The sequence below is a fragment of the Phytomonospora sp. NPDC050363 genome, from assembly GCF_040655735.1.
Taxonomy (GTDB): domain Bacteria; phylum Actinomycetota; class Actinomycetes; order Mycobacteriales; family Micromonosporaceae; genus Phytomonospora.
This window is the reverse complement of record NZ_JBFAKK010000004.1, coordinates 122,261-143,107: the sequence shown is the minus strand read 5'-3', so window position 1 is coordinate 143,107 and position 20,847 is coordinate 122,261. Positions and strand designations below refer to the sequence as shown.

Genomic DNA, 20,847 nt, shown 5'->3' with positions numbered 1-20,847 from the left:
GCGTCAGGCGGTCTTGCGCTCGATGAAGTCCCAGCGGTTGCCGTACAGGTCGGCGAAGACGGCGACGGTGCCGAAAGGCTCGTGGCGCGGTTCCTCCTCGAAGGCGACGCCGGCGTCGAGCATGCGGCGGTGGTCGCGCGCGAAGTCGTCGGTGTAGAGGAAGAACGCGACCCGGCCGCCGGTCTGGTCGCCGATCCGGGACTCCTGGTGCTCGCCGACGGCCTTGGCCAGCAGCAGCGCGGCGCCCGGCGTACCGGCGGGGCGGACCTTCACCCAGCGCTTGCCGGGGGCGAGCTCGGTGTCCTCGACGAGTTCGAAGCCGAGCCTGTCCACGTAGTACGCGATGGCCTCGTCGTAATCGCGGACGACGAGGACGACTTCTCCGAGGTGCACCATGCCGACCATGATCGCCGATCGCCGGTGCGCTCGGCGCGGCGGGCCCGGACTCAATCGTTAGGACTGCAACCATTTCCCGGTACGGCGCGTTTCCACTGCAAAAGCGCGTCTTGTCCGTCCGCGATGAACAGGGTGACCCATGCGCACACGTCCCGCTTTAGCCTTCCTGGCCGCTCTCGCCCTGGCCGGCGCCGGTCCCGAGGCCGCCGTGGCCGAACCGCCCGCCTCGTCCGCGCGAGCGGACGCGGCGCCTTCGGCCGGTCCGGGCGTACCGGTCCATCTCGTCACCGGCGACACCGTCCACCTCTATCCCGACGGTTCGGTGGGCTACCGGGCGGGTGAGGGCCGCGAAGAGGTCGGGTACAGCCGCGTGTTCGCCGACGACGGGTCCGGCGAGGTCTTCGTGATCCCCGCCGACGCCGCCGCGGGCTTGCGCGAAGGATGGCTCGACCGCCGCCTCTTCAACGTCACCAGGCTGGCCGCCGACGGCCTCGGCCGTGACACGACGCTGCCCCTCATCGTCGCGGGGGACGGATCCGCGGCCCGGCGCGCCGGAGTCGAGACGGTCACCGCGACCCTCGGCTCGATCGGCGCGGAGGCGGTCACCGTCTCCACCGAGGGCGGCCGGTGGTGGTCGTCGCTGGTGTCCGGCTCGCGCGCGGGTGTCGAGCACGTCTGGCTCGACGGCAAGGCGCGCGTGACCCTGGACGTGAGCGTCCCGCAGGTCGGTGCGCCGCAGGCCTGGGACGCCGGGTACACCGGTGCGGGCGTCACGGTCGCCGTTCTCGACTCCGGCTACGACCCCGGTCACCCCGATCTCGCAGGGCGCGTGAGCGAGGTCGCCGACTTCACCGGCACCTCCCCCGAGGCCGTCGACGGCCACGGGCACGGCACGCACGTCGCGTCGATCGTCGCCGGTGACGGCTCCGCCTCGTCGGGCGGGTACAAGGGCGTCGCCCCCGAGGCCGAACTGCTCATCGGCAAGGTCTGCGACGACTTCGGCGCCTGCGACGACAGCCGCGTCATCGAGGGCATGGAGTGGGCCGCCGCCAACGGCGCCGCCGCGGCCAACCTCAGCGTCGGCGGCTACCCCAGCGACGGCACCGATCCGCTCGCCATGGCCGTCAACGAGATCACCGGCCGGACCGGCATGCTCATCGTCGTCTCCGCCGGTAACTACGGAGTCCCCGGTTCGATCAGCACTCCCGGCTCGGCCGACGCCGCCCTCACCGTCGGCTCGGTCAGCAAGCAGGACACGCTCTCCGACTTCTCCAGCCAGGGCCCGCGCTGGGGCGACCACGCCGTCAAACCCGACATCGCCGCGCCCGGCGGAGGCATCACCGCGGCGCGCGCGGAGGGCACCGCACTGGGCACGCCCGTCGACGACTTCTACAGCACCGAGAGCGGCACCTCCATGGCCGCGCCGCACGTCGCCGGGGCCGCCGCGCTGCTGAAACAGGCGCACCCCGCGTGGACCGCCGCCGAGCTCAAGGCCGGCCTCATGGGCAGCGCGCACCCCGTCGAAGGGCTGAGCGTCTACCAGCAGGGCACCGGCCGGCTCGACGCGCTGCGCGCCGTCACGCAGCCGCTGAGCGTCTCGCAGGGCAGCGTGAGCTTCGGGCTGTTCCCCTGGACGCACACCGGGCCCGACCCGGCCCGGACCATCACCTACGCCAACGACTCCGGCACCGCCCTGTCCGTGAACCTCTCCGTCTCGGGCACCGGCACCACGATTCCCGCCGGCCTCCTCACGCTCGACAAGACCGCCGTGACGATCCCGGCGAACGGGACGGCAACAGTGACGGTCACCCTCCACCCCTCGGTACGCGAGGTTCTGGGGAACATCAGCGCCGCCCTCGTCGCCACCGACGGCGTCAGCACCGCCCGTACCGCCCTCGGCCTGGTCCTCGAACCGGAGCTCTACACCCTCAAGGTGATCTCGAAGGCCCGGCCGGGCGACACCGTCGACGGCGCCGACGCGGCCTGGGCGAACCTCGACACCGGGGAGACGGGCTACTTCAGCGACTGGACCGACCCGAGCGTCGGGATCCAGCGCGTCAAGCCGGGCCGCTACCAGGTCTTCGGCGTCGTGCGGACCAGCGGCCCGCAGAACAGGGTCACCGTGTTCGACACCCGTGTCACGGTAGCCGGCGGCGACAAGAACACCGTGTGGGACACCGCCAAGGGCACCCGCCCGAAGATCACGCTCGACCGCGCGGCCGTGCTCAGCGAGACCAACGTGACCTTGAGCCACGGGGAGGCCTCGATCGGCATGAACGCCGCCGCCGACAGCGTCGTGTACGTCGCCCCGACCGGTTCGGCACCGGCCACCTCGCTCTACTACTCCTACCAACCGGTGCTGCACGTGCTCTCCGGCGGCGTCGCGAAGCACGTGTACACGCTCTACTTCCCCCACACCGGAAAACTCCCCTCAGCGCCCGCGTACACGGTCAAGGACCGCGAGCTCTCACGCGAACGCGCGATCTTCCACGCGCAGGGCACCGCGAACATCGAGGGATCACGGCTCAACCAGGTCGAGGACTCCCCCGACGGCCTCGCCGGCTTCGCCTCGATCACCGAGGTGCCATGGCCCTCCGAGCGGATCGAGTTCTTCACCGTCCGCGAGGGCCTGACCTGGGGCGGCTTCGCCTTCGTCGGCGACGGGCAGCAGTACGAGCAGCTGTTCTGGGCCGGCGAGCGGACGCTGACGCCGCAGACCGTGCACTGGAACGCGGCGCCGCTGGGCGCCGGTGTCGGCGGGTGGGAGAACTCCGGCGGGGCGTGGCTGCACCACGGCGGCCACCTGGCGATCTGGATGCCGATGTTCACCGGCTCCGATCAGCGGGTGCGCTCGAACTACGAGGGGCCGATGGCGACCGGGACGACCAGCCTCCTCGATCCGCACGGGATGGAGGTCCTGGCGACCGAGCAGCCGTGCCTCGGGGGCGTGGTCGTCGACACGATGGCGCACGGCCTCTACACGCTCGACTGTGTCGCCGAGCGCGACGTGCCCTGGTCGGTTCTGGGCACGAGGACCACGGCCACCTGGAAGTTCGCGGTGATGGAGCACCACCGCATGGACGGGACGCCGGTCGGCCTCAACGCCGTGCGGATCGACTCGCCGACCATGCGCGACGGCTTCGTGTCACGGGCACACCGGCAGGACCTGACACTCGACGTGTACCGGCAGCCGGGGACCGCGCCGACGGCGGCGACGAGGCTGCGCTTCGAGGTCTCCTACGACGACGGCGCGACGTGGAAGACGGTGACGGTCAGCAGGGTCGGCGACCACGCCACGGCGTCGCTGAACCACCCGGCGGGGGCGGACTTCGTGTCGACGAGGGTGTCGGCGACCGACGCGAACGGGGCCTCGGTGACCGCCACGACGATCAGGGCGTGGGGACTGGAGTAGCCAGGAACGCGAGGCGGCCCCGGACCGACGGGTCCGGGGCCGCCGAGCACGCAAGGGTCAGTCCTTGTCCTTGCCGACTTCGGGATCGTTGCGGTGCTGGAGGTAGTCCTCGTAGCTCTCGCGGTCGTCGAAGAGGTCGTCGTAGGTCTGGTAGGTGTTGCTGTGCGCGTCACCGACCCAGTCGTAGCCGGCCCTCTTCAGCACGCCTTCGAGCTGGCCGTTGACGGCCGAGGCGTTGAGCATGTCGTCGCGGTCGAAGGAGCGCACCGAGTTGCCCTCACTGCGCAGACCCTCCGGCAGGTCGGCCATGTCGATCTTTCCGGTGTCCAGGGCCGCGTTGACCATGGCCTGGTTGGTCAGCATCGACATCTGCTTGTAGTTGATCGACTCGACGTTCTTGTAGGCGACGTCGTTGGGGTCGTAGGCGTCCGGCGCCTGGTTGATCTCGGAGACCGGGAACCCGAGCGCGGTCTGCGCGAGGCTCGGGACGACGCGCCACACGTATCCCCACGGGGTACGGACGGCGGGCGTTCCGGGCGCGGGGTGGTAGTCGTTGTAGACACCGATGCCGCTGTTGACCGCTGTGCCGGCGCCACCGAGGAGCCCCGCCGCGATCGCGTCGTTGCGGGCGTGGGCCGCCGCCTTCTCCGCGTACTCGTCCTGCTGGCCCTTCTCGACACCGGCGACCTGGTCGAACATGTTGTTCTCGACGGCGTGGTTGTAGTAGCCCAGGAGCATGCCGTTGGCGTCGCGAAGCTGCCCGCGCAGACCGTCGGCCTCGGCCCCCTCGCCCGCCCGCACCATGTCCTCGGCGTTGACCGCCAGCTGGGCGAGGATGTCGTCGCCGAGCTTGCCACGCGCCACGGGGTCGCCGGCGACGAGCTGGAAGAAGCGCGAGCGGTCGCTGTGGTCGACCGACAGGTGCCCTTGCGACCATTCGGTGGTCAGTTCCTTGCCGGGGTCGAGCTCTCCCCACGAGTCGAGGTAGGTGCCCGCGACGTCGCCCATCGCCTGCGCGATCAGCGGGTTGCGCTGGCCGACGGGAGCGAGCTTGTCATCGCCCATCTCACCGCCCGCGTCGGTGAAGAACTGGAAGGCCGTCTCGTCCCAGTGCTCGCTCTTCTGGGTGTTGGTCGTGATGTCGATGAGGGCCGCGGCCGAGTAGCCCGCGAGATGCCGGTCGTAGCTGTCGCCGCTCTTGGCGGCTTCGGGAATCCAGTCGATGAGGCTCGCCGCGGCCTCGCCCTTGTCGGTCCAGTCGTCGCGGCCGAACAACTCGCGCAGCACGAACTCCGGTGTGTCGGCGCCGTACTTCTCGTTCTGGTAGCCGCCGGTGAGGACCTGCCGGTTTGCCTCCCAGTTGCGGGTGCTGACCTTGAGCAGATCCTGCATCTGGCCGACGATCTTCTCGCCGCCGACGTAGCGCGTGTACTCGGCCATCCGGATGGTCGTCTTGGCCGAGAACTCCATCCCGCCCTTGACGGCCAGCGGAGCGGCGCCCAACAACGGCGCCAGCTTTCCCCAGGTCTCCTCCCACTCCGTGGGAGTGTGGTTGCGGTTGTCCTGGATGTCGCTGTCGATCTCCTTGTTGACGATGTCCTGGATGTCCTTCGGGAGCATCTCGAACCCGCCGCCGATGCCCTCGTCGCTGAGCGCGAGGAGGCCGCCGCCCAGGCCGCCGCGGATCAGGTCGGCGTCGGACTCGGAGTAGTTCCCCTTGGTGAGGAACTCGTCGACGCTGAACAGCAGACCGGTGGCGACGTTCCTCGGAGACGTCGGATCGACGAACTCGCGCTTGCCGTCGAGACCGCCGTAGAGGGCCTTGAGGTAGCCCAGCTCCCCCTTGGTCAGATCGCCGCCGTTCTTCTGGAGCCACGCGGCGTGCCCGACGAGGGCGTTGAGCTGGATGAGCAGCTCCCGGTCGGCGTTGGTGAGCCTCTCACCGTTCTTGAGCTTGGCGAGCATCTTGGCGATGGCGTCGCCGTCCTTGGCGCCCAGCGGAACCGGGGCCTTGGCGCCCCACAGGTTCCACGCCGCCCAGCCCATGTCACCCTCGGTGACCAGCTCCTTGAGGACGGCGGGCGTGGCGCCGTTGGCCATCTGGCCGCCGCGCTTCTCGGTGTCGGCGTCGAAGGTCGCCTTCAGGCGGGTCGCCTCGCGGGTCAGCTCGCGCTCGAGTTCCTCCTGCTGCGCGAGGCGCCCGGTGTTGGCGTCTCCGGCGGTCGGGCTTCCCGTGCCGATCGCGTAGATCCTGTTGAGTTCGCTCTTGTAGCGATTCTCCAGGGCTTCGAGGCCGTCCTTGAGGGTCCCGATCTCGGTGGCCCAGGCGCCCAGCACGGTCCCACCGAAGAAGGAGGCCTGCGTCCCCTCCTGCCAGACCTTCATGTTGTCGCCGTTGACCGACTCGATCGGGTCGGCGACCAGTGAGCTGTACTCCATCGCGCCCTTGTCGATGGTGCCCTTCAGGTTCGTACCCCGGCCGGTGATGCGGCCGGCGAGACCGTGGAACTGCTCCGACTGCGCCCGGATCACGTCTTCCTTGGCCTTGGTCTCCCAGGGGCTGGCGTCCCATGCCACAGCGGCCTCCTAGCGGTTGATTTTCCGAAGCTGGTGGTAGCGCGCGTCGCCGAGCTCGGGCGTGATCAGGAAGTAGCCGTCGGCGGTGTCGGTGTCGTACCGGGTGACCTTGCCCGCCCCGCCGCTGATGTTGGTGCCCACCGAGCGTCCGTGCGTGGCGATCGACTCCAGGGACTTGGCGTTCTTCTCCTGGAAGCTCTGGATGCCGCGGACCATCGGGCCTTCCGCGGCCGCGCTGCCGGCCTCGTCGCAGAAGGTGTCGAAGGAGCGCCGGACGCTCTTGAAGTCGTCGGCGTCGCCCTCGGCGCGTACACCCGACGACCCGGCATTGTGCACGTTACGGATGCCTACCTCGGCCATGAGCGCCTCCAACCACAATGGACAGACCCGTGATTGTCGGCAGCCTAGCGGAGACTTGTCCGCCAAGTAAACAAGAGATTCGGGCTAAATCGCACCCGATGGGAGCGCGACCACCGCTGGTCGCGAGGGCGCCGGATCAGGCGGTCTCGGCGGCGAGTTTCGGGGTCACCTGGCGGTGGACCCAGCGCTCGGCGACGAAGGAGACGACCGGGATCGTGCCGGCGATGAGCACCAGCAGCGTCTGCTTCAGCGGCCAGCCCGCGCGGCGCGCCACGTCGAAGGCGGCGATCAGGTAGAAGACGTACAGGAAGCCGTGGACCGGCCCGATGATCGCGACGAGCGAGTCGTTGGCGCCCATGTACTTCAGCGGCATCGCCACGAAGAACAAGGCGATCAGCAGGGTGCCGACGATGTAGGACATCACGCGGTAGCGGGTGAGGGCGGCCTTCATGTGGTCTGTCTCCCTGGGTATTCGCTGGCTCGTTTGTCCGGGTTCTGGTTCATCCAGGCCAGATAGTCGTTGTACGCCGACAGCTCGTCGTCGGGCTCGCCGGTGGCCGCCGCAGCGGTCTTCGTCACGTCGGCGAAGTCAGGGGCCTCCATGGGAGCCTCCCCGACCCTTTCCAGCGGTCCGTTCTTGCGCAGCTCCTCGCGGATCTCGCGAATCCACAGGGCGATCGCGCACAGCCCGAACAGCGGCCATTCGAAGGCGTAGGCCCAGCTCAGGGCGTTTCCTCCGGCGGCCCGCCCGATCTGCCACCACGCCAGCCAGGCGAAGGCCGCGCACACCACGATGAGGGCGGCGTGGACGAGCAACCAGCGGCGGGTCAGGAACCGGGACACACGCGGATTCTAGGCCGCGCGCCTGAGAGTTGACGGAGCCGGTCGCCGTCGGGTGAGATAGCGCGGTGATTGACGTGCGGGAAGTGCGCGAGCGCCTGGGGTGGCCGGACGCCGCGCGAGAGATCTTGGACACCTGGGACGGGCTAGGGGCGCCCGCCGAGAAGGTGACGCTGCCCGACCGGGCGGAGGTGATCCGGATCCTGCACCGGATGGGCGCCGACGAGATCGACGTCGCCGACGCCGTCGCCGCCCGGCCCGACCCCGAGGCCGACCCGGCCATGTGGTGGGTCCTGGAGCGCTGTGTTCAGCACCTGCGCTCCGACATGGGCGGGCACGGCATGCTCTCCTGGCCGTCGCTCGCCGACCAGCGCGACCCCCGCGCGCGCCTCACCTATCTCTACGCGTTCCTCGCGCACCTGCCCTCGACCCTCGCGTGGCACGCCGAGCGCGGGGTGCCGGAGGAGATCTCCTGGGCGACCTTCGCCGACGTCGGGGAGAAACTGCGCATCAACCGGCAGATCTACGGCGAGGCCGGCCTGGACGTCTCGTTCTGGTTCACGCTGCACTTCCGCGGCTCGATCTACCGGCTCGGCAGGCTCCAGTTCGACATGCACCTCTCAGAGGGCGCGCCGGTGCTCGGCGTGCACATCCCGGAGACGGGCGGGCCGATGAGCCCCGAGGCGTGCGACGCGTCCTTCGCGTGGGCGGCGGAGTTCTACCCGAAGCACTTCCCCGAGCACGCCGCGACGCGCGCGACGTGCCTGTCGTGGCTGCTCGACCCGCAGCTGGGCGAGCGCCTGCCCGCGTCGTCGAACATCGTGGCCTTCGGCCGGCGCTTCGAGCTGATGCCGGCCAAGAAGGACGCCGGACTGCACGGCACCCTCGACATCCTGCGCTTCGTGTTCAAGACCGTCGTGCCCTCGCCCGAGAAGGTCGACCTGGCGACGCTGCCGCGCGACAACGGCCTCCAGCGCGCGCTCGTCGAGCACCTCGCCGAGGGCCGCCGCTGGGAGCAGCGCGGCGGCGGCGTGGCGTTGCGGCGGGTTTAGGCGGGTTCGGGGGGGCGGGTTCGGGCGCTGTTCAGCAGAAGCGGCGGAGGAAGGCCAGGCCCGTCTCGGCGGTGCCGTAGGGGTCGTGGGCGTCGTCGCGCTCGACGATGAACTCGATGACGCCCGAGCGGGCGGCGGTCGGGATCAGGTCGGTGAAGTCGATGACGCCCTCGCCCGGGTCGGCCATCGCGCCGTCGATCGTGCGGTCCTTGACGTGCACCTGGCGGACCCGGCCGGGGTTGGCGGCGAGGATGTCGCGCGGGTCGACGCCGGCGTGGACCGCCCAGTAGAGGTCGACCTCCAGGTGGACCAGGTGCGGGTCGGTGTTGGCCGTGATCAGCTCGTAGGGGCGCACGCCGTCGATCGTCTGGGTGAACTCGTGGGCGTGGTTGTGGTAGCCGAGGCTGATGCCCGCCTGCTGGGCCAGGACCGCCGCGGCGGTCAGCTCGTCGGCGAAGCGGCGCCACTCGTCGGCGGTGTCGAACTGCGCCCACGGCACCACGATGAAGGAGTGGCCGAGGGTCAGCGCGTCGTTGATCGTGTCCACGATGGCGTCGTCCAGCTTCACGTGACTGGACGTGGCCTGCAGGCCCGCGTCGTCGAGGAGACGGCGGAACTCGCCGGCCGTGCGCCCGTAGGTGCCGGCCATCTCGACCGAGCGATAGCCCAGCTCGGAGAGCTTGGCGAGCACGGCCGCCGGGTCGTTCTCGGCGAGCGAGCGCATCGTGTACAGCTGAATCGACAACTGCTGCGGCGTAAGGATCACGCTGGACAGGATCGCGTACGCGCTGCGGGTTGGCAAGGGGTTGTTTTCTGCGGGTGTGGGCGTTCCTGGGGAGACGGCGCGGCGGCCGGGCGCGGACGGGGAGCCGCGGGGCTGACCGGGCGGGGTGCGAGGGAAACGGCGGTCCGAAGTGGACGGAGGGGGTGGTGGGCGGGGGTGGAGATGGCGGGGGCGAGGCGGCCGGTGCGCTAAATTACCCCCGTGCCCTCCGACCACCGCTCCCCCGTGCATCACCCGAGAACGCGGCTGTCGGCGCCGAGGGCGATCCTGGTGCGACTCGCCGCCGCCGTCGCCTGCCTCGCCCTCGCTTGTTTCCTGGTCATCATCGACCGGGGAGGTTACCGCGACTCCGCCGACGGGTCCGTCTCCGTCCTCGACGCGATCTACTACGCGACCGTCACGCTGTCGACCACGGGCTACGGCGACGTGGTCCCGATCGACGACAGGTCGCGGTTCTTCAACATCGTCGTGATCACGCCCTTGCGCGTGATCTTCCTCGTCGTCCTCGTCGGCACGACCGTCGAGGTGCTGACCCGCCGCACGCGCGACGTGTGGCGCGAGAAACGCTGGAGCAGGGCTTTGCGAGACCACACCGTCGTGATCGGCTACGGCACCAAGGGCCGCAGCGCCGTGGCGACACTGCGCGCCTCCGACATCCCCGCCGAGCAGATCGTCATCGTCGACCGCAGCCACGAACACGTCGAGGAGGCGACCTCCGACGGCTACGTCGCCGTACAGGGCGACGCGACGCGCTCCTCGGTCCTGGCGCGAGCCGAGGTCGGCGAGGCGCGGCGGATCATCGTCGCCGCCGACCGCGACGACACTTCGGTGCTGGTGACCCTCACCGCGCGCAAGGCCAATCCGCGCGCGACGATCGTGGCCGCCGTCCGCGAGTCGGAGAACGCCCCCCTGCTCAGCCAGAGCGGCGCCGACTCGGTCATCACCTCCTCCGACGCCTCCGGGCGCCTGCTCGGCCTCTCGACGGTCACCCCCGACGTCTGCGAGGTCATCGAGGACCTCCTGACCCAGGGGCGCGGCCTCGACCTCGCCGAGCGCGTGGTCGCCCCCACCGAGGTCGGCAAGGGACCGCGCGAACTGGCCGACCTCGTGGTCGTCGTCGTCCGCGACGGGCAGCGCCTGCACTGCGACGTGTCCGGCCCGCTGCGTCGCGGCGACCGCCTCGTGACGATCAGCGCACCGGCTACGGTGTCGACATGATCTCGCGCCTGTGGCCCGCCGACGCCCCCATCGAGCTGTCCGACGAAGAGCTCATCGCGCACTACGAGCAGCCCGACCGGAACCTGCCGCACCTGCGGGTCAACTTCGTCACCAGCGCCGACGGCGCGGTGACGGTCGAGGGCGAGTCGGCCGGCCTGTCGAGCGGCGCCGACAAGCGCGTGTTCAAGATCCTGCGCATGCTCTGCGACGTGCTCGTCGTCGGCGCCGGGACGGTCCGCGCGGAGGGGTACGAGGACCTGCGCCTCGACGAGAAGCGCGTCGCGTGGCGCCGCGATCACGATCTGGCCGAGCAGCCGGTGATGGCCGTCGTCAGCGCCGCCCTCGACCTCGACCCGGCCTCTCCCCTGTTCACCCGCGCGCCCGTGCGGCCGTTGGTCTTCACCAGCGCCAACGCTCCCTCGGAGCGGCGCGGGGCCCTGTCGGAGGTGGCCGAGATCGTCGACTGCGGAGAGTCGACTGTGGACTTCGCCACCATGAGGCGGGAACTGTCCGAGCGCGGCCTGAACCAGATGCTGTGCGAGGGCGGGCCGCACATCCTCGGCGAGCTGACCGCCGCCGATTCCCTCGACGAACTGTGCCTCACGCTCGCCCCGCTGCTGGCGGGAGCGGGTGCCGGCCGCATCACCGCGGGCCCGGCCTCCCCGGTCCGCTCGCTGCGTCTCGCCCACGCTTTCCACGCCGACGGCAACCTGATCCTGCGCTACGTGCGCGCTGTCACAGCCGGGTGAGAGGATGACCTCCGTGACTGAGCTGGACGCGAGGCCCGTCGGGCGGGTGCTCGGCACCGAGGACGCGACCCCCCTGTCGTTCTGGGTGGCCGTGACCGAGGGCGAGTACCTGCAACTCGATGACGTCGTGACGACCTCGCGCGAGGTGCCCGGCCGCGACCCGGTCACCGTCTCGGGGGTGGTCACCTCGGTGCGGGCCCGCCATGAGGGCGCCCAGTTCGACTCCGACGTCTTCCTGATCAGCGAGGGCATGCTGCCCGCGCAGGTGCAGGAGGCCGCCGAGATCACCGTGACCCGTGTCGAGCCGGAGGTGTTCGTGCCGCCGCGTCCCGGCGACGCGGTCTACCGCGCCACCGGTGAGGCGCGCTCGGCGGCGCTCTACTTCGACCGCATGGTCAGGATGGTGCCGCTGGGCCTGGGCCGCGACGGCGAACCGGTCTACCTCAACGCCGACTTCCTCGACGGCAGCCGCGGCGCGCACGTGTCCATCTCGGGCATCTCCGGCGTGGCCACCAAGACGAGCTTCGCGACCTGGCTGCTCTACTCGCTGCTGCACTCCGACGCCCTCGGCGCCGAGGCGGTCAACACCAAGGTCCTCATCTTCAACGTCAAGGGCGAGGACCTTCTCCTGCTCGACCACCCCAACAAGCACCTCGACGACAAGCTGCGCACCCAGTACCAGCGGCTCGGCCTCACCGCCGGGCCGTTCGCCTCGGTGACGGTCTTCGCTCCCCCGCGCGAGGGCGACCGCAACGGCACACCGGACGTGGCCTGCCGCACCACGGGCGTGGAGTCCTTCTACTGGACGGTCGCGGAGTTCTGCCAGCAGCGGCTGCTCCCTTACGTCTTCGCCGACGGCGACGACGAGCGCCAGCAGTACACGATGGTCGTCGGTCAGGTCGCGGCCCGCCTGGCCCGCGAGGCGGAGCCGAAGGACGACGGCGCGGCCGTGGTCGACGGTGTGCTCCTGCGCTCCTACGGCGACCTCGTCGACCTGCTCGTCGAGCGCCTCGGCGACGAGGACACGCGCGGCCAGTGGGCCGGTAGCGCGATGGGCATGGGCACCGTCAACGCCTTCATCCGCCGGATGATCAACTCCAAGCGCGACATCGGCCGCCTCGTCCGCGGGGATCTCCCGCCGCGCCGGGCGCACGGCGTGTCCACCGAGGACGGCGCCCAGGTCACCGTCGTCGACCTGCACAACCTTCCCGACCGCGCGCAGCGTTTCGTCGTCGGCGTCGTCCTGCGCACGGAGTTCGAGCGCAAGGAGAAGGCCGGCAGCGCCCGCCCGCTCCAGTTCGTCGTCCTCGACGAGCTCAACAAGTACGCGCCCCGGGACGGTACGAGCCCCATCAAGGAGATCCTCCTCGACATCGCCGAGCGCGGCCGCTCCCTCGGCGTCATCCTGGTCGGCGCGCAGCAGACCGCCAGCGAGGTCGAGCGCCGCATCGCCGCCAACAGCGCGATCCGCGTCGTGGGCCGCCTCGACCCGGCCGAGGCCGGCCGGCCGGAGTACGGCTTCCTGCCCAGTTCGCAGCGTCAGCGCGTGCTCATGGCCAAGCCCGGCACGATGTTCGTCGCGCAGCCGGAACTTCCGGTCCCGCTCGTCGTCGAGTTCCCCTTCCCCGCCTGGGCGACCCGTCCGCAGGAGGCCGGGGAGCCGCCGACCTCGACACTGCGCTCGGCGACCGGTCAGGTCGATCCCTTCGCCCTGACCGACGAGGACGACGACATCCCGTTCTGACCGGTGGGCCCGCGCGTCCGTCACGGACCTCGCGGGCACCGTCGGGGTTTGCGCTCCGGGGTTACTGTGCCGCTGGCAGTACCTGGGAGGAGAGACGATGACCGACCCCATCGAGGGGCTCAACCGCAAGCTGCTCGACCCCGACGAGTGGCTCCGGCAGCAGGATCAGCGGATCGCCGCGCTTCGCGCCAGCAGCGAGGAGGCCACGGCCGAACTCGCGCGCGCCAACGTCGAGGCGAGCGACCGGGCAGGGCTGGTCACCGTGACGGTGAACCCCTCCGGCGTCCTCATGTCCGCGTGGTTCTCGCCGCGCACGCAGGGAGCAGCCCCCGCGCAGCTGACGGCGGCGCTCATGGAGGCCTATCGGACGGCGACGCGCGAGGCCTCGGCGAAGATGCTCGACATCATGTCGAACGTGGTCGGTGAGGACACCGACGCCATGAACTTCCTCAAGAGCACGATGCCCGACATCGAGGAGGACGAGCCGGACGACGGCCGCGGCTCCCCCGGAGGGTACGGCTACGACCCGTACGGACAGGGACGGTACCGGTCATGAGTTTCGAAGTGTCACCCGAGGAGCTCAGCGCCCACCTGACGCCGTTGAGCTCGCTCAAGTCCGAGGTCGAGCGCTGCAAGGACGCCGCCGAGCAGGTCGGCTTCGGCGGGTTCGAGGCCTACGGCCTGTTCCTGCAAGGCCTGGTCCCGCCCATCCTGGAGATGTGCGTCGGCGACACCGGCGAGATGATGAAGCAGGCCGCCGAGCTCGCCGCGGCCTTCCACAAGAGCGTCGAGGCCAACAACGAGTGCTACATGGCCACCGAGACGGCCATCACGCAGATGTGGGACGACGTGAACGGGGCGGGGATCTTCAAGTGACGAACCCACTGATCGCGGAGAACAAGGGCCCCTCGGGAACCGCCGGCGCCGGGCTGCTCGACAGCGGCTACAGCGCCTGGAAGGACATCGGCCAGGACGGCAAGACCGACTGGGTCACCCTCGCCGTCGACGGCCTGTCGGTCGGCCTCGACCTGCTGGGCATGGCGCTCAACCCCCTCGGCGAGATCGTCAAGGCCGGCGTCGGCTGGCTCATGGAGCACATCGCCTGGATCCGCGAGCCCCTCGAAATGCTGACCGGCGACCCCGCCGCCATCACCGCCGTGTCGCAGACCTGGGGCAACATCGCCAAGCAGATGAGCACCACCGCCCAGAACTACGAGACCGCCCTCGGCGGGATCTCGACCTGGGCCGGCGAGGCCGCCGAGGGCTACCGGTCCAACGCGCGCGACTACATCGCCGGCCTGCGGGCCATGGCGTCGCACTCCGACGACGTCGGTCAGGGCGTGGCCATCGCCGGGATGGTCGTGGCGACCGAACGCGCGATCGTGTTCGACATGATCGCCTCCTTCGTCAGCCGCATCATCACCCAGGCGATCGTCGCCGCGGCCGCCGCCGGGCCCACCCTCGGCGGTTCCATGGCGGCGTTCTTCACCAGCCTCGGCGTCGACCTCACGATCACCGCGAGCAACCTGACCAAGCGCATGGCGAAGCTGCTGACGATCATCAAGCGCTTCGTGGCGAAGTTCGAGAAGCTCGGCGAGACCGGCAAGAAGGTCGCCAAGACGCTCGGCGACCGCTCGCAGGCCATGCACAACTGGGCCGACCGCGCGGTCAAGACCAGCCCGCAGAGGCTGAAGATCAAGGGGATCCAGGACCTGGTGAACAGCTCCTCGCTGAAGAAGTTCACCGAGCCGATCGGCGACTTCAACAGCAAGTTCGGCGACGCCCCGGGCGCCCTCAACGACTCCTACGCGCAGAAGACCGGCAAGGAGAGCGCGAAGGCGTACAAGGAAGGCGAGGAGAACATCAACGGCGGCAAGGACGAGTAGGCATGGCCGAACCCGGACGCACGACGGCGAAGAAGTGGGTGTCCCCGGCGATCTTCGTCGTCTGGACCGCGGCGGCACTCGCCGTGGGCGGTGTCGCGCTGTCCGGCCTCGAACGCCTCGGCTCGGCGAGCGGCTGGGCCATCCTGACCGGGACGGCGCGCGTGGAGAACTGCGCGCCGTCCTGGTTCGGCGCCCCCTACGAGTGCCGGGCCGAGGTGACCTGGACCGACAAGGTCACCGGTGAACCGTGGCGGGAGGACGTGGCGGTGTACTCCATGTCCGCGCTGTCGGGCGAGGTCGCCGTCGAGCGCCGTACCGATGAGGACCGCAAGGCCGACGAGAAGTACGGCCGCGTCTACCCCGTGGGCCACCCGGTGCAGTCGGCCCGCACGTTCAGCGTGATCGCAATCTTCGCGGTGCTCCTGGCCACCGTCCTCATCCCCGTCAGGCTCCGCGGCCGGGCCCGGGATCGCAAGGGCGCCAAGGAGAACACGCCCGCGACCGAGGCCGCCGCACCGGCCGCTCGCCGAGCCGCCGAAAAGCGCCCGCGCCGAAGGAAGTGACCGCGCGGATCCGCCGTTTCGCGCGCTTGCGCGTTTCCGTCATACCCAGCGCCTAGTCTCGTCGGTATGCCTCGCCGCATCCTCCAGGTCGCCGATGCCGTCCAGCCCGACCTCACCGAGGGCTTCGCCCGCATCCGCGCCGAAATGCGGCTTCCGGTGGAGTTCACCGAGGCCGCCGAGACCGAGGCCCGCCAGGCCGCGGCCCGGCCGCTCCCGGACCATCCCGACCGCACCGACATCCCGCTGCTGACGGTCGATCCGCCAGGGTCCATGGACCTCGACCAGGCCATGCACATCGAGCGGGCCGGCGAGGGCTTCCGGGTCTGGTACGCCATCGCCGACGTCGGCTCCTTCGTCACTCCCGGCGGTGCGCTCGACGCCGAGGTGCACCTGCGCGGCGAGAGCGTCTACCTGCCCGACGGCAACGTCCCGCTGCATCCGCGCGCGCTGTCCGAGGGCGCGGCCAGCCTGCTGCCGGGCGAGACCCGCCCGGCCGCGCTGTGGCGGATCGACCTCGACGCCACCGGTGAGATCGCCTCCGCCGAAGTCTCCCGCGCGCTGGTCCGCAGCCGGGGACGCCACGAGTACCGCGCGGTCCAGGAGGCCCTCGACGCCGGCACCGCCGAGGACACCTTCGTGCTGCTGTCCGAGGTCGGCCCCCTGCGGCAGGTGCTCGAACGCGCCCGCGGCGGCGTGAGCATCCCTACCGCCGAGCAGGAGGTCGTCGGCGAGAACGGCGGCTTTCGCCTGGAGTTCCGCTTCCCGATGCCGGCCGAGGGCTGGAACGCCCAGATCTCCCTGCTCACCGGTATCGCGGCGGCACGGATGATGCTCGACGGCGGCGTCGGCGTCCTGCGGGTTCTGCCGCAGCCGTCCGAACAGGACCTGGCGAAGGTGCGCCGGGTCGCGCTCGGCCTGGACGTGCCGTGGCCGAAAGGCGCCCGCTACGGCGAGGTCGTCGCCGGTCTCGACCCGTCCCGGACCAAGCACGCCGCCTTCTTGCAGGAGTCGATGATGCTGCTGCGCGGCTCGGGCTACGAGGCCTTCGACGGCACGCGCCCGGAGCTGAGCACGCACTCGGCGGTCGCCGCGCCGTACGCGCACGTCACCGCACCCCTGCGCCGTCTCGTCGACCGCTACACCACCGAGGTCTGCCTTGCGCTGAGCGCCGGGCGGGAGGTCCCCGCGTGGGTGCGCGAGGCGCTGGAGGCGCTGCCGCGGGAGATGGCGGTCTCCGGACGGCGGGCCGGGAGCGTCGAGCGCGCCGCGGTGGACCTGGTCGAGGCGACCGTGCTGTCGCCCCGGATCGGTGAGGAGTTCGACTCGGTGGTGATCGACGTCGAGGACCGCAAGCCCGCCGGTCGCGTGCAGATCGCCGAGCCCGCCGTGATCGCGCGCTGCGCCGGCGAGGGCCTGCCCCTCGGCGAGCGGCTGAGAGTCCGGCTGACGGTCGCCGACACCGAGCGCAGAAGGGTCGAGTTCACCCCCGCGTGAGGCCCGCGCGCCTGCGCGGTCACAGCCCGTACAGTGCTGGGAGCAGGGGCGGTGCGAGCGGCGCGGACAGTGCGGTAATACCCAAGCGAACAACGGCATCGAGACGGTGAGGTCTACCTAAAGTGCGCATTCTGCACACCTCGGACTGGCATCTTGGCAAGGTCCTCAAGGGACAGTCGCGACTGCCCGAGCAGCGGGCCGTGATGAGGGAGATGGTCGAGATCGCCGAGCGGGACAAGCCCGACCTGGTGATCGTGGCCGGCGACCTCTTCGAGACCTCCGCGCCGTCGGCCCAGGCCGAAGCCCTGCTCTACGACAGCCTCAGCGCACTGCGCGGGACCGGCGCCGACGTGATCGCCATCGCCGGCAACCACGACAACGGCCCGGCCATCGACGCCCTGCGCACCTGGGCCGAGGCCGCCGGGATCATCGTGCGCGGCAAGATCGGCACCGCCAAGGACCACCTGGTCGGCGGCACCACCCGCGAGGGCGAGGCCTGGCGTTGCGCCGCCCTGCCCTTCATCTCCCAGCGCTACGCCGTGCGCGCCACGGAGATGTTCGAGCTGACCGCCGCCGAGGCCGACCAGAGTTATGCCGACCACGTCCGCCGCCTCTTCGCCGCGCTCACCGGCGGTTTCGACAAGAACGCGGTCAACCTGGTCACCGGGCACCTGACCGTCTACGGGTCGAAACTGGGCCGCACCGAGCGCGAGGCGCACACGGTGGCCTCCTACAACATCCCGGCGACGATCTTCCCGCCGACGACGCACTACGTCGCTCTCGGGCACATCCACAAGCGACAGCGCATCGACGGGCCGTGCCCGATCCGCTACTCGGGCGGGCCGATCATCGTCGACTTCGGCGAGGAGGACGCCGTGCCGGGCGTGCTCATGATCGACGTGACCGTCTCCACCCCTGCGGTGGTGCGGCACGTGCCGCTGAAGAGCGCCGCCAAGCTGCGCACCTACCGGGGCGAACTCGAAGGCCTCAAGAAGGAAAAGGCCGACGGCCGCATCGACGCCGACGCACTGCTGCGCGTCTACATCAAGGAGAAGCCGCGCGCGGGCCTGCGCGAGGAGGTCCAGGAGCTGTTCCCCAACGCCGTCGAGGTCCGCATCGATCCGAGCATGCTCGACGGGGGCGCGGGCAAGTCCGTGGCGAGACGGGCCGGGCGGTCCCCGCGCGAACTGTTCGGGGACTACCTGACCGACAACGGGTACGAGGACGAGAAGGTGGCCGAGTTGTTCGACAAGCTGTACGACGAGGCCAGCTCATGAGGCCGCTTCGGCTCGACGTGATCGGCTTCGCCGCGTTCCGCAAGCAGACGACCCTCGACTTCACCGACACCGACTTCTTCGCCCTGGTCGGCCCGACCGGCGCGGGCAAGTCGACCGTCCTCGACGCGATCTGCTTCGCCCTCTACGGCAAGGTCCCGCGCTGGAACGGCACCGGCGTGCGCGACGCCCTGGCGCCCTCGACCGGTGAGGCCCGGGTCCGGCTGATCTTCGCCGCCGGCGGCAAGCGCTATGTGGCCACCCGTGTCGTCCGCCGCAACTCCAAAGGGGACGTGTCGACCTTCAGCGCGGGCCTCGAACGCATCCCCGAGGGCGTCGACGTCTCGAAGATCGACGAGGTCGACGCCGCCAAGCTCGGCCAGGTCCTGGCCGGTTCGCCATCGGAGATGGCCGCGCGCGTCGAGCAGGTCATCGGCCTGCCCTACGACCAGTTCACCAAGTGCGTCGTCCTGCCGCAGGGCGCCTTCGCGGAGTTCCTGCGCGCCAAGAACGCCGAGCGCCAGAAGATCCTGGAGAACCTGCTCGGCCTGGACGTGTACAAGAAGATCGGCCAGCAGGCCAACACCCGCGCCAGCGCCGCCAAGGGCGGCCTTGATCAGCTCGACCGGCAGCTCGCCGAGCTCGGCGCCGTCGGCGAGGAGGAGATCGCCGCCGCCTCCGACCAGATCGAGCGCACCCGGCGGCTGGAGTCGCGGCTCAAGGAACGCGTCCCCGAACTGCGCGAGGCCCGCGCGGCCGTGGAGGTCGCCCGAAAGACCCTCGGCGACGTCGAGGAGCACCTGGCCGTGCTGCGCGCGGTGAGCCCTCCGGTGGACCTGGAGAGCACCACGCAGGCCGTCGCCGAGGCCGAGACGGCGGTGGCCGAGGCGGGCGCCGCCCGCGACGCCGCCGAGGACGCCGAGGGACGGCTGCGGACCACGCTCGGCGAGAGCGATCCGGCGCGCTTCCAGGCCCTGCTGAACGCCTACGACGAGCACGAGGCCAAGACCGCCCGGATCGAGAAGGGCCGCCGCAAGGTCGCCGAGATGGAGACCGCCGCCGGGGCCGCGAGGAAGGCCGCCGAGACGGCGGCCGACGCGGCGAAGCACGCCGAGGCCGCGCTGGAGGCCGCCAGGACCACCGACGTCGCCGCCGCGCTGCGCCCGCACCTCGTGGCCGGCGAGCCGTGCCCGGTCTGCGACCGGCGCGTCGACGAGCTGCCCGCGCCCCTGCCCGCGAAAGCCCTGGAGCTGGCGGGCAAGGCGCACGAGCTCGCCCGACACGAGCACACCGCGGCGGCCACCCTGCTCACCAAGGCCGAGACGCAGCTCCAGAACGGGATCTCCCTGCTCGAAGAGCTGGTCACCGAGCATGCCGCCACCGCCAAGCGCCTCGAAGGCGTGCCCGGCCGCGCCGAGACCATCGCCGCGATCGAGGAGGCCGAGCGGCAGCGCCTGGCGCTGACCGAGGCGGGCCGCGCCCTCGCCGCCGCCCGCGAACAGCACCGCAAGGCCGAGTCCCGCCTGGACGCGGTACGGCAGCGGGTCGCCAAGGAGTGGCTGACCTTCGACACCGCCCGCGACCGGCTCGCCCGGCTCGGCCCACCACCGGCGGACCGCCGCGACCTGCGCGCCGCCTGGGACGACCTCGCGGGCTGGGTCGGCGAGCGCCTGACGGAGGCCCTGAGCCTGCACGGCGAGGCCAGGGCGGAGGTCGAGAAGGCCCGGGCGAACGCGGCGGCCGTCGATGACGAGTTGCTGTCGCTGCTGGCCGAGGCCGACCGGCCGGTGCCGTCGAGCGCGGACGGTTCGGACTACCTGACCGAGGCCGCCCGGGCGCTGTCGCAGGCCGAGCACGACTACAAGCAGCTGGTCAAGCAGCGCGAGCAGGCCGGGCAGCTGAGGCTGGACCGGGAGGAGAAGCAGGGCGAGGCGCTGGTCGCCGAGCAGCTGGCGCGGCACCTCAACGCGCGCAACTTCCTCGCCTGGCTGACGCGCGCGGCGCTGGACATCCTCCTGGAGGACGCCACGGCGATCCTGCGCGACCTCAGCGGCGGGCAGTACGACCTGGAGTACGAGGGCGACCAGTTCTACGTGGTCGACCACCATGACGCCGGGCAGAAGCGGCCGGCGTACACGCTGTCGGGCGGGGAGACCTTCGCTGCCTCGCTGGCGCTGGCGCTCGCGCTGTCGCGGCAGCTCGCGGGGATGTCGGCGGGTACGGCCCACCTTGAGTCGATCATGCTCGACGAGGGCTTCGGTACCCTGGACGCGTCCACATTGGACACTGTGGCGACGACTCTTGAGGCGCTGGCCGTCAAGGGCGACCGGATGGTCGGCGTCGTCACGCACGTGCCCGCGCTCGCCGACCGGATCCCGATTCGCTTCGAGGTCACCAAGGACGCGGCGGGCGCGAGGGTCGAGAAGGTGGTGACGTAGCGGGTGCGCGCACCGGCTCGCGGCGGCACCGTTGTCGTGCGACGAGACTTTGAGGGCGGC

General features: G+C 70.8%; 18 protein-coding genes. 12 read left to right on the top strand and 6 right to left on the bottom strand.

Annotation, left to right across the window (positions count from 1 at the left end; translation table 11 throughout):
- Window positions 1–3 precede the first annotated feature (3 nt).
- Window positions 4–396, bottom strand: a complete 393-nt coding sequence (locus tag AB0I28_RS11780) for a VOC family protein (protein WP_357492245.1) — start codon at window positions 394–396, stop codon at window positions 4–6.
- Window positions 397–535: 139 nt separating this feature from the next.
- Here AB0I28_RS11780 and AB0I28_RS11775 point away from each other — a divergent pair, with 139 nt between their 5' ends.
- Entirely contained in the window at window positions 536–3,808 is a 3,273-nt protein-coding gene (locus AB0I28_RS11775; RefSeq protein ID WP_357492243.1) for a S8 family serine peptidase, read from the top strand.
- A 57-nt stretch (window positions 3,809–3,865) separates the two neighbouring features.
- Here the strand turns inward: AB0I28_RS11775 and AB0I28_RS11770 are convergent, their stop codons facing one another.
- The 4 genes from AB0I28_RS11770 to AB0I28_RS11755 all read right to left on the bottom strand — a co-directional run bounded on the left by AB0I28_RS11770 (window position 3,866) and on the right by AB0I28_RS11755 (window position 7,588).
- Complete coding sequence (locus tag AB0I28_RS11770; protein WP_357492241.1) at window positions 3,866–6,385, bottom strand: hypothetical protein; 2,520 nt, start codon at window positions 6,383–6,385, stop codon at window positions 3,866–3,868.
- A gap of 9 nt (window positions 6,386–6,394) precedes the next feature.
- Complete coding sequence (locus tag AB0I28_RS11765; RefSeq protein WP_357492239.1) at window positions 6,395–6,745, bottom strand: hypothetical protein; 351 nt, start codon at window positions 6,743–6,745, stop codon at window positions 6,395–6,397.
- A 136-nt stretch (window positions 6,746–6,881) separates the two neighbouring features.
- Complete coding sequence (locus tag AB0I28_RS11760; RefSeq protein WP_357492237.1) at window positions 6,882–7,196, bottom strand: DUF3817 domain-containing protein; 315 nt, start codon at window positions 7,194–7,196, stop codon at window positions 6,882–6,884.
- Complete coding sequence (locus tag AB0I28_RS11755) at window positions 7,193–7,588, bottom strand: hypothetical protein (protein ID WP_357492235.1); 396 nt, start codon at window positions 7,586–7,588, stop codon at window positions 7,193–7,195. The genes AB0I28_RS11760 and AB0I28_RS11755 overlap by 4 nt, the downstream gene beginning before the upstream one ends.
- Before the next feature lie 74 nt (window positions 7,589–7,662).
- On the opposite strand from AB0I28_RS11755, the gene AB0I28_RS11750 reads away from it, so the two are divergent.
- Window positions 7,663–8,637, top strand: a complete 975-nt coding sequence (locus AB0I28_RS11750; RefSeq protein WP_357492233.1) for an acyltransferase domain-containing protein — start codon at window positions 7,663–7,665, stop codon at window positions 8,635–8,637.
- 31 nt (window positions 8,638–8,668) lie between these two features.
- On the opposite strand, the gene AB0I28_RS11745 is transcribed toward AB0I28_RS11750, so the two are convergent.
- Complete coding sequence (locus tag AB0I28_RS11745; RefSeq protein ID WP_357492231.1) at window positions 8,669–9,403, bottom strand: sugar phosphate isomerase/epimerase; 735 nt, start codon at window positions 9,401–9,403, stop codon at window positions 8,669–8,671.
- 219 nt (window positions 9,404–9,622) lie between these two features.
- On the opposite strand from AB0I28_RS11745, the gene AB0I28_RS11740 reads away from it, so the two are divergent.
- The 10 genes from AB0I28_RS11740 to AB0I28_RS11695 all read left to right on the top strand — a co-directional run bounded on the left by AB0I28_RS11740 (window position 9,623) and on the right by AB0I28_RS11695 (window position 20,787).
- A complete protein-coding gene (locus AB0I28_RS11740) occupies window positions 9,623–10,639 on the top strand; it encodes a potassium channel family protein (RefSeq protein WP_357492229.1) in 1,017 nt (338 codons plus the stop codon).
- On the top strand, window positions 10,636–11,388 hold the full coding sequence (locus AB0I28_RS11735; RefSeq protein ID WP_357492227.1) for a pyrimidine reductase family protein: 753 nt from the start codon (window positions 10,636–10,638) through the stop codon (window positions 11,386–11,388). The genes AB0I28_RS11740 and AB0I28_RS11735 overlap by 4 nt, the downstream gene beginning before the upstream one ends.
- A 4-nt stretch (window positions 11,389–11,392) precedes the next feature.
- A complete protein-coding gene (locus tag AB0I28_RS11730) occupies window positions 11,393–13,132 on the top strand; it encodes an ATP-binding protein (RefSeq protein WP_357492225.1) in 1,740 nt (579 codons plus the stop codon).
- A gap of 97 nt (window positions 13,133–13,229) precedes the next feature.
- A complete protein-coding gene (locus AB0I28_RS11725; protein WP_357492223.1) occupies window positions 13,230–13,688 on the top strand; it encodes a YbaB/EbfC family nucleoid-associated protein in 459 nt (152 codons plus the stop codon).
- Window positions 13,685–14,008, top strand: coding sequence for a hypothetical protein (locus AB0I28_RS11720; protein ID WP_357492222.1), 324 nt, complete (start codon window positions 13,685–13,687; stop codon window positions 14,006–14,008). The genes AB0I28_RS11725 and AB0I28_RS11720 overlap by 4 nt, the downstream gene beginning before the upstream one ends.
- Window positions 14,005–15,018 (top strand): hypothetical protein, encoded by a 1,014-nt coding sequence (locus AB0I28_RS11715; protein WP_357492220.1) that lies wholly within the window; start codon window positions 14,005–14,007, stop codon window positions 15,016–15,018. Before AB0I28_RS11720 ends, AB0I28_RS11715 begins: the two co-directional genes overlap by 4 nt.
- A 2-nt stretch (window positions 15,019–15,020) precedes the next feature.
- Window positions 15,021–15,581: a hypothetical protein gene (locus AB0I28_RS11710; protein WP_357492218.1), complete on the top strand. Its 561-nt coding sequence runs from the start codon at window positions 15,021–15,023 to the stop codon at window positions 15,579–15,581.
- Between the two features lie 66 nt (window positions 15,582–15,647).
- On the top strand, window positions 15,648–17,075 hold the full coding sequence (locus AB0I28_RS11705) for an RNB domain-containing ribonuclease (RefSeq protein ID WP_357492216.1): 1,428 nt from the start codon (window positions 15,648–15,650) through the stop codon (window positions 17,073–17,075).
- Between the two features lie 122 nt (window positions 17,076–17,197).
- Window positions 17,198–18,352 carry an exonuclease subunit SbcD gene (gene sbcD / locus AB0I28_RS11700; RefSeq protein WP_357492214.1) on the top strand — a complete coding sequence of 385 codons (1,155 nt, stop codon included), beginning with the start codon at window positions 17,198–17,200 and terminating at the stop codon, window positions 18,350–18,352.
- Window positions 18,349–20,787 carry an SMC family ATPase gene (locus AB0I28_RS11695; protein ID WP_357492212.1) on the top strand — a complete coding sequence of 813 codons (2,439 nt, stop codon included), beginning with the start codon at window positions 18,349–18,351 and terminating at the stop codon, window positions 20,785–20,787. The genes sbcD and AB0I28_RS11695 overlap by 4 nt, the downstream gene beginning before the upstream one ends.
- The last annotated feature ends 60 nt before the right edge of the window (window positions 20,788–20,847 follow it).

What these genes read in the sequence shown, in the direction of transcription:
- AB0I28_RS11780 (WP_357492245.1), bottom strand. Translation starts at nt 396, where the DNA reads ATGGTGCACCTCGGAGAAGTCGTCCTCGTCGTCCGCGATTACGACGAG.
- AB0I28_RS11775 (WP_357492243.1), top strand. Translation starts at nt 536, where the DNA reads ATGCGCACACGTCCCGCTTTAGCCTTCCTGGCCGCTCTCGCCCTGGCC.
- AB0I28_RS11765 (WP_357492239.1), bottom strand. Translation starts at nt 6,745, where the DNA reads ATGGCCGAGGTAGGCATCCGTAACGTGCACAATGCCGGGTCGTCGGGT.
- AB0I28_RS11760 (WP_357492237.1), bottom strand. Translation starts at nt 7,196, where the DNA reads ATGAAGGCCGCCCTCACCCGCTACCGCGTGATGTCCTACATCGTCGGC.
- AB0I28_RS11735 (WP_357492227.1), top strand. Translation starts at nt 10,636, where the DNA reads ATGATCTCGCGCCTGTGGCCCGCCGACGCCCCCATCGAGCTGTCCGAC.
- AB0I28_RS11730 (WP_357492225.1), top strand. Translation starts at nt 11,393, where the DNA reads ATGACCTCCGTGACTGAGCTGGACGCGAGGCCCGTCGGGCGGGTGCTC.
- AB0I28_RS11725 (WP_357492223.1), top strand. Translation starts at nt 13,230, where the DNA reads ATGACCGACCCCATCGAGGGGCTCAACCGCAAGCTGCTCGACCCCGAC.
- AB0I28_RS11720 (WP_357492222.1), top strand. Translation starts at nt 13,685, where the DNA reads ATGAGTTTCGAAGTGTCACCCGAGGAGCTCAGCGCCCACCTGACGCCG.
- AB0I28_RS11710 (WP_357492218.1), top strand. Translation starts at nt 15,021, where the DNA reads ATGGCCGAACCCGGACGCACGACGGCGAAGAAGTGGGTGTCCCCGGCG.
- AB0I28_RS11705 (WP_357492216.1), top strand. Translation starts at nt 15,648, where the DNA reads ATGCCTCGCCGCATCCTCCAGGTCGCCGATGCCGTCCAGCCCGACCTC.
- AB0I28_RS11695 (WP_357492212.1), top strand. Translation starts at nt 18,349, where the DNA reads ATGAGGCCGCTTCGGCTCGACGTGATCGGCTTCGCCGCGTTCCGCAAG.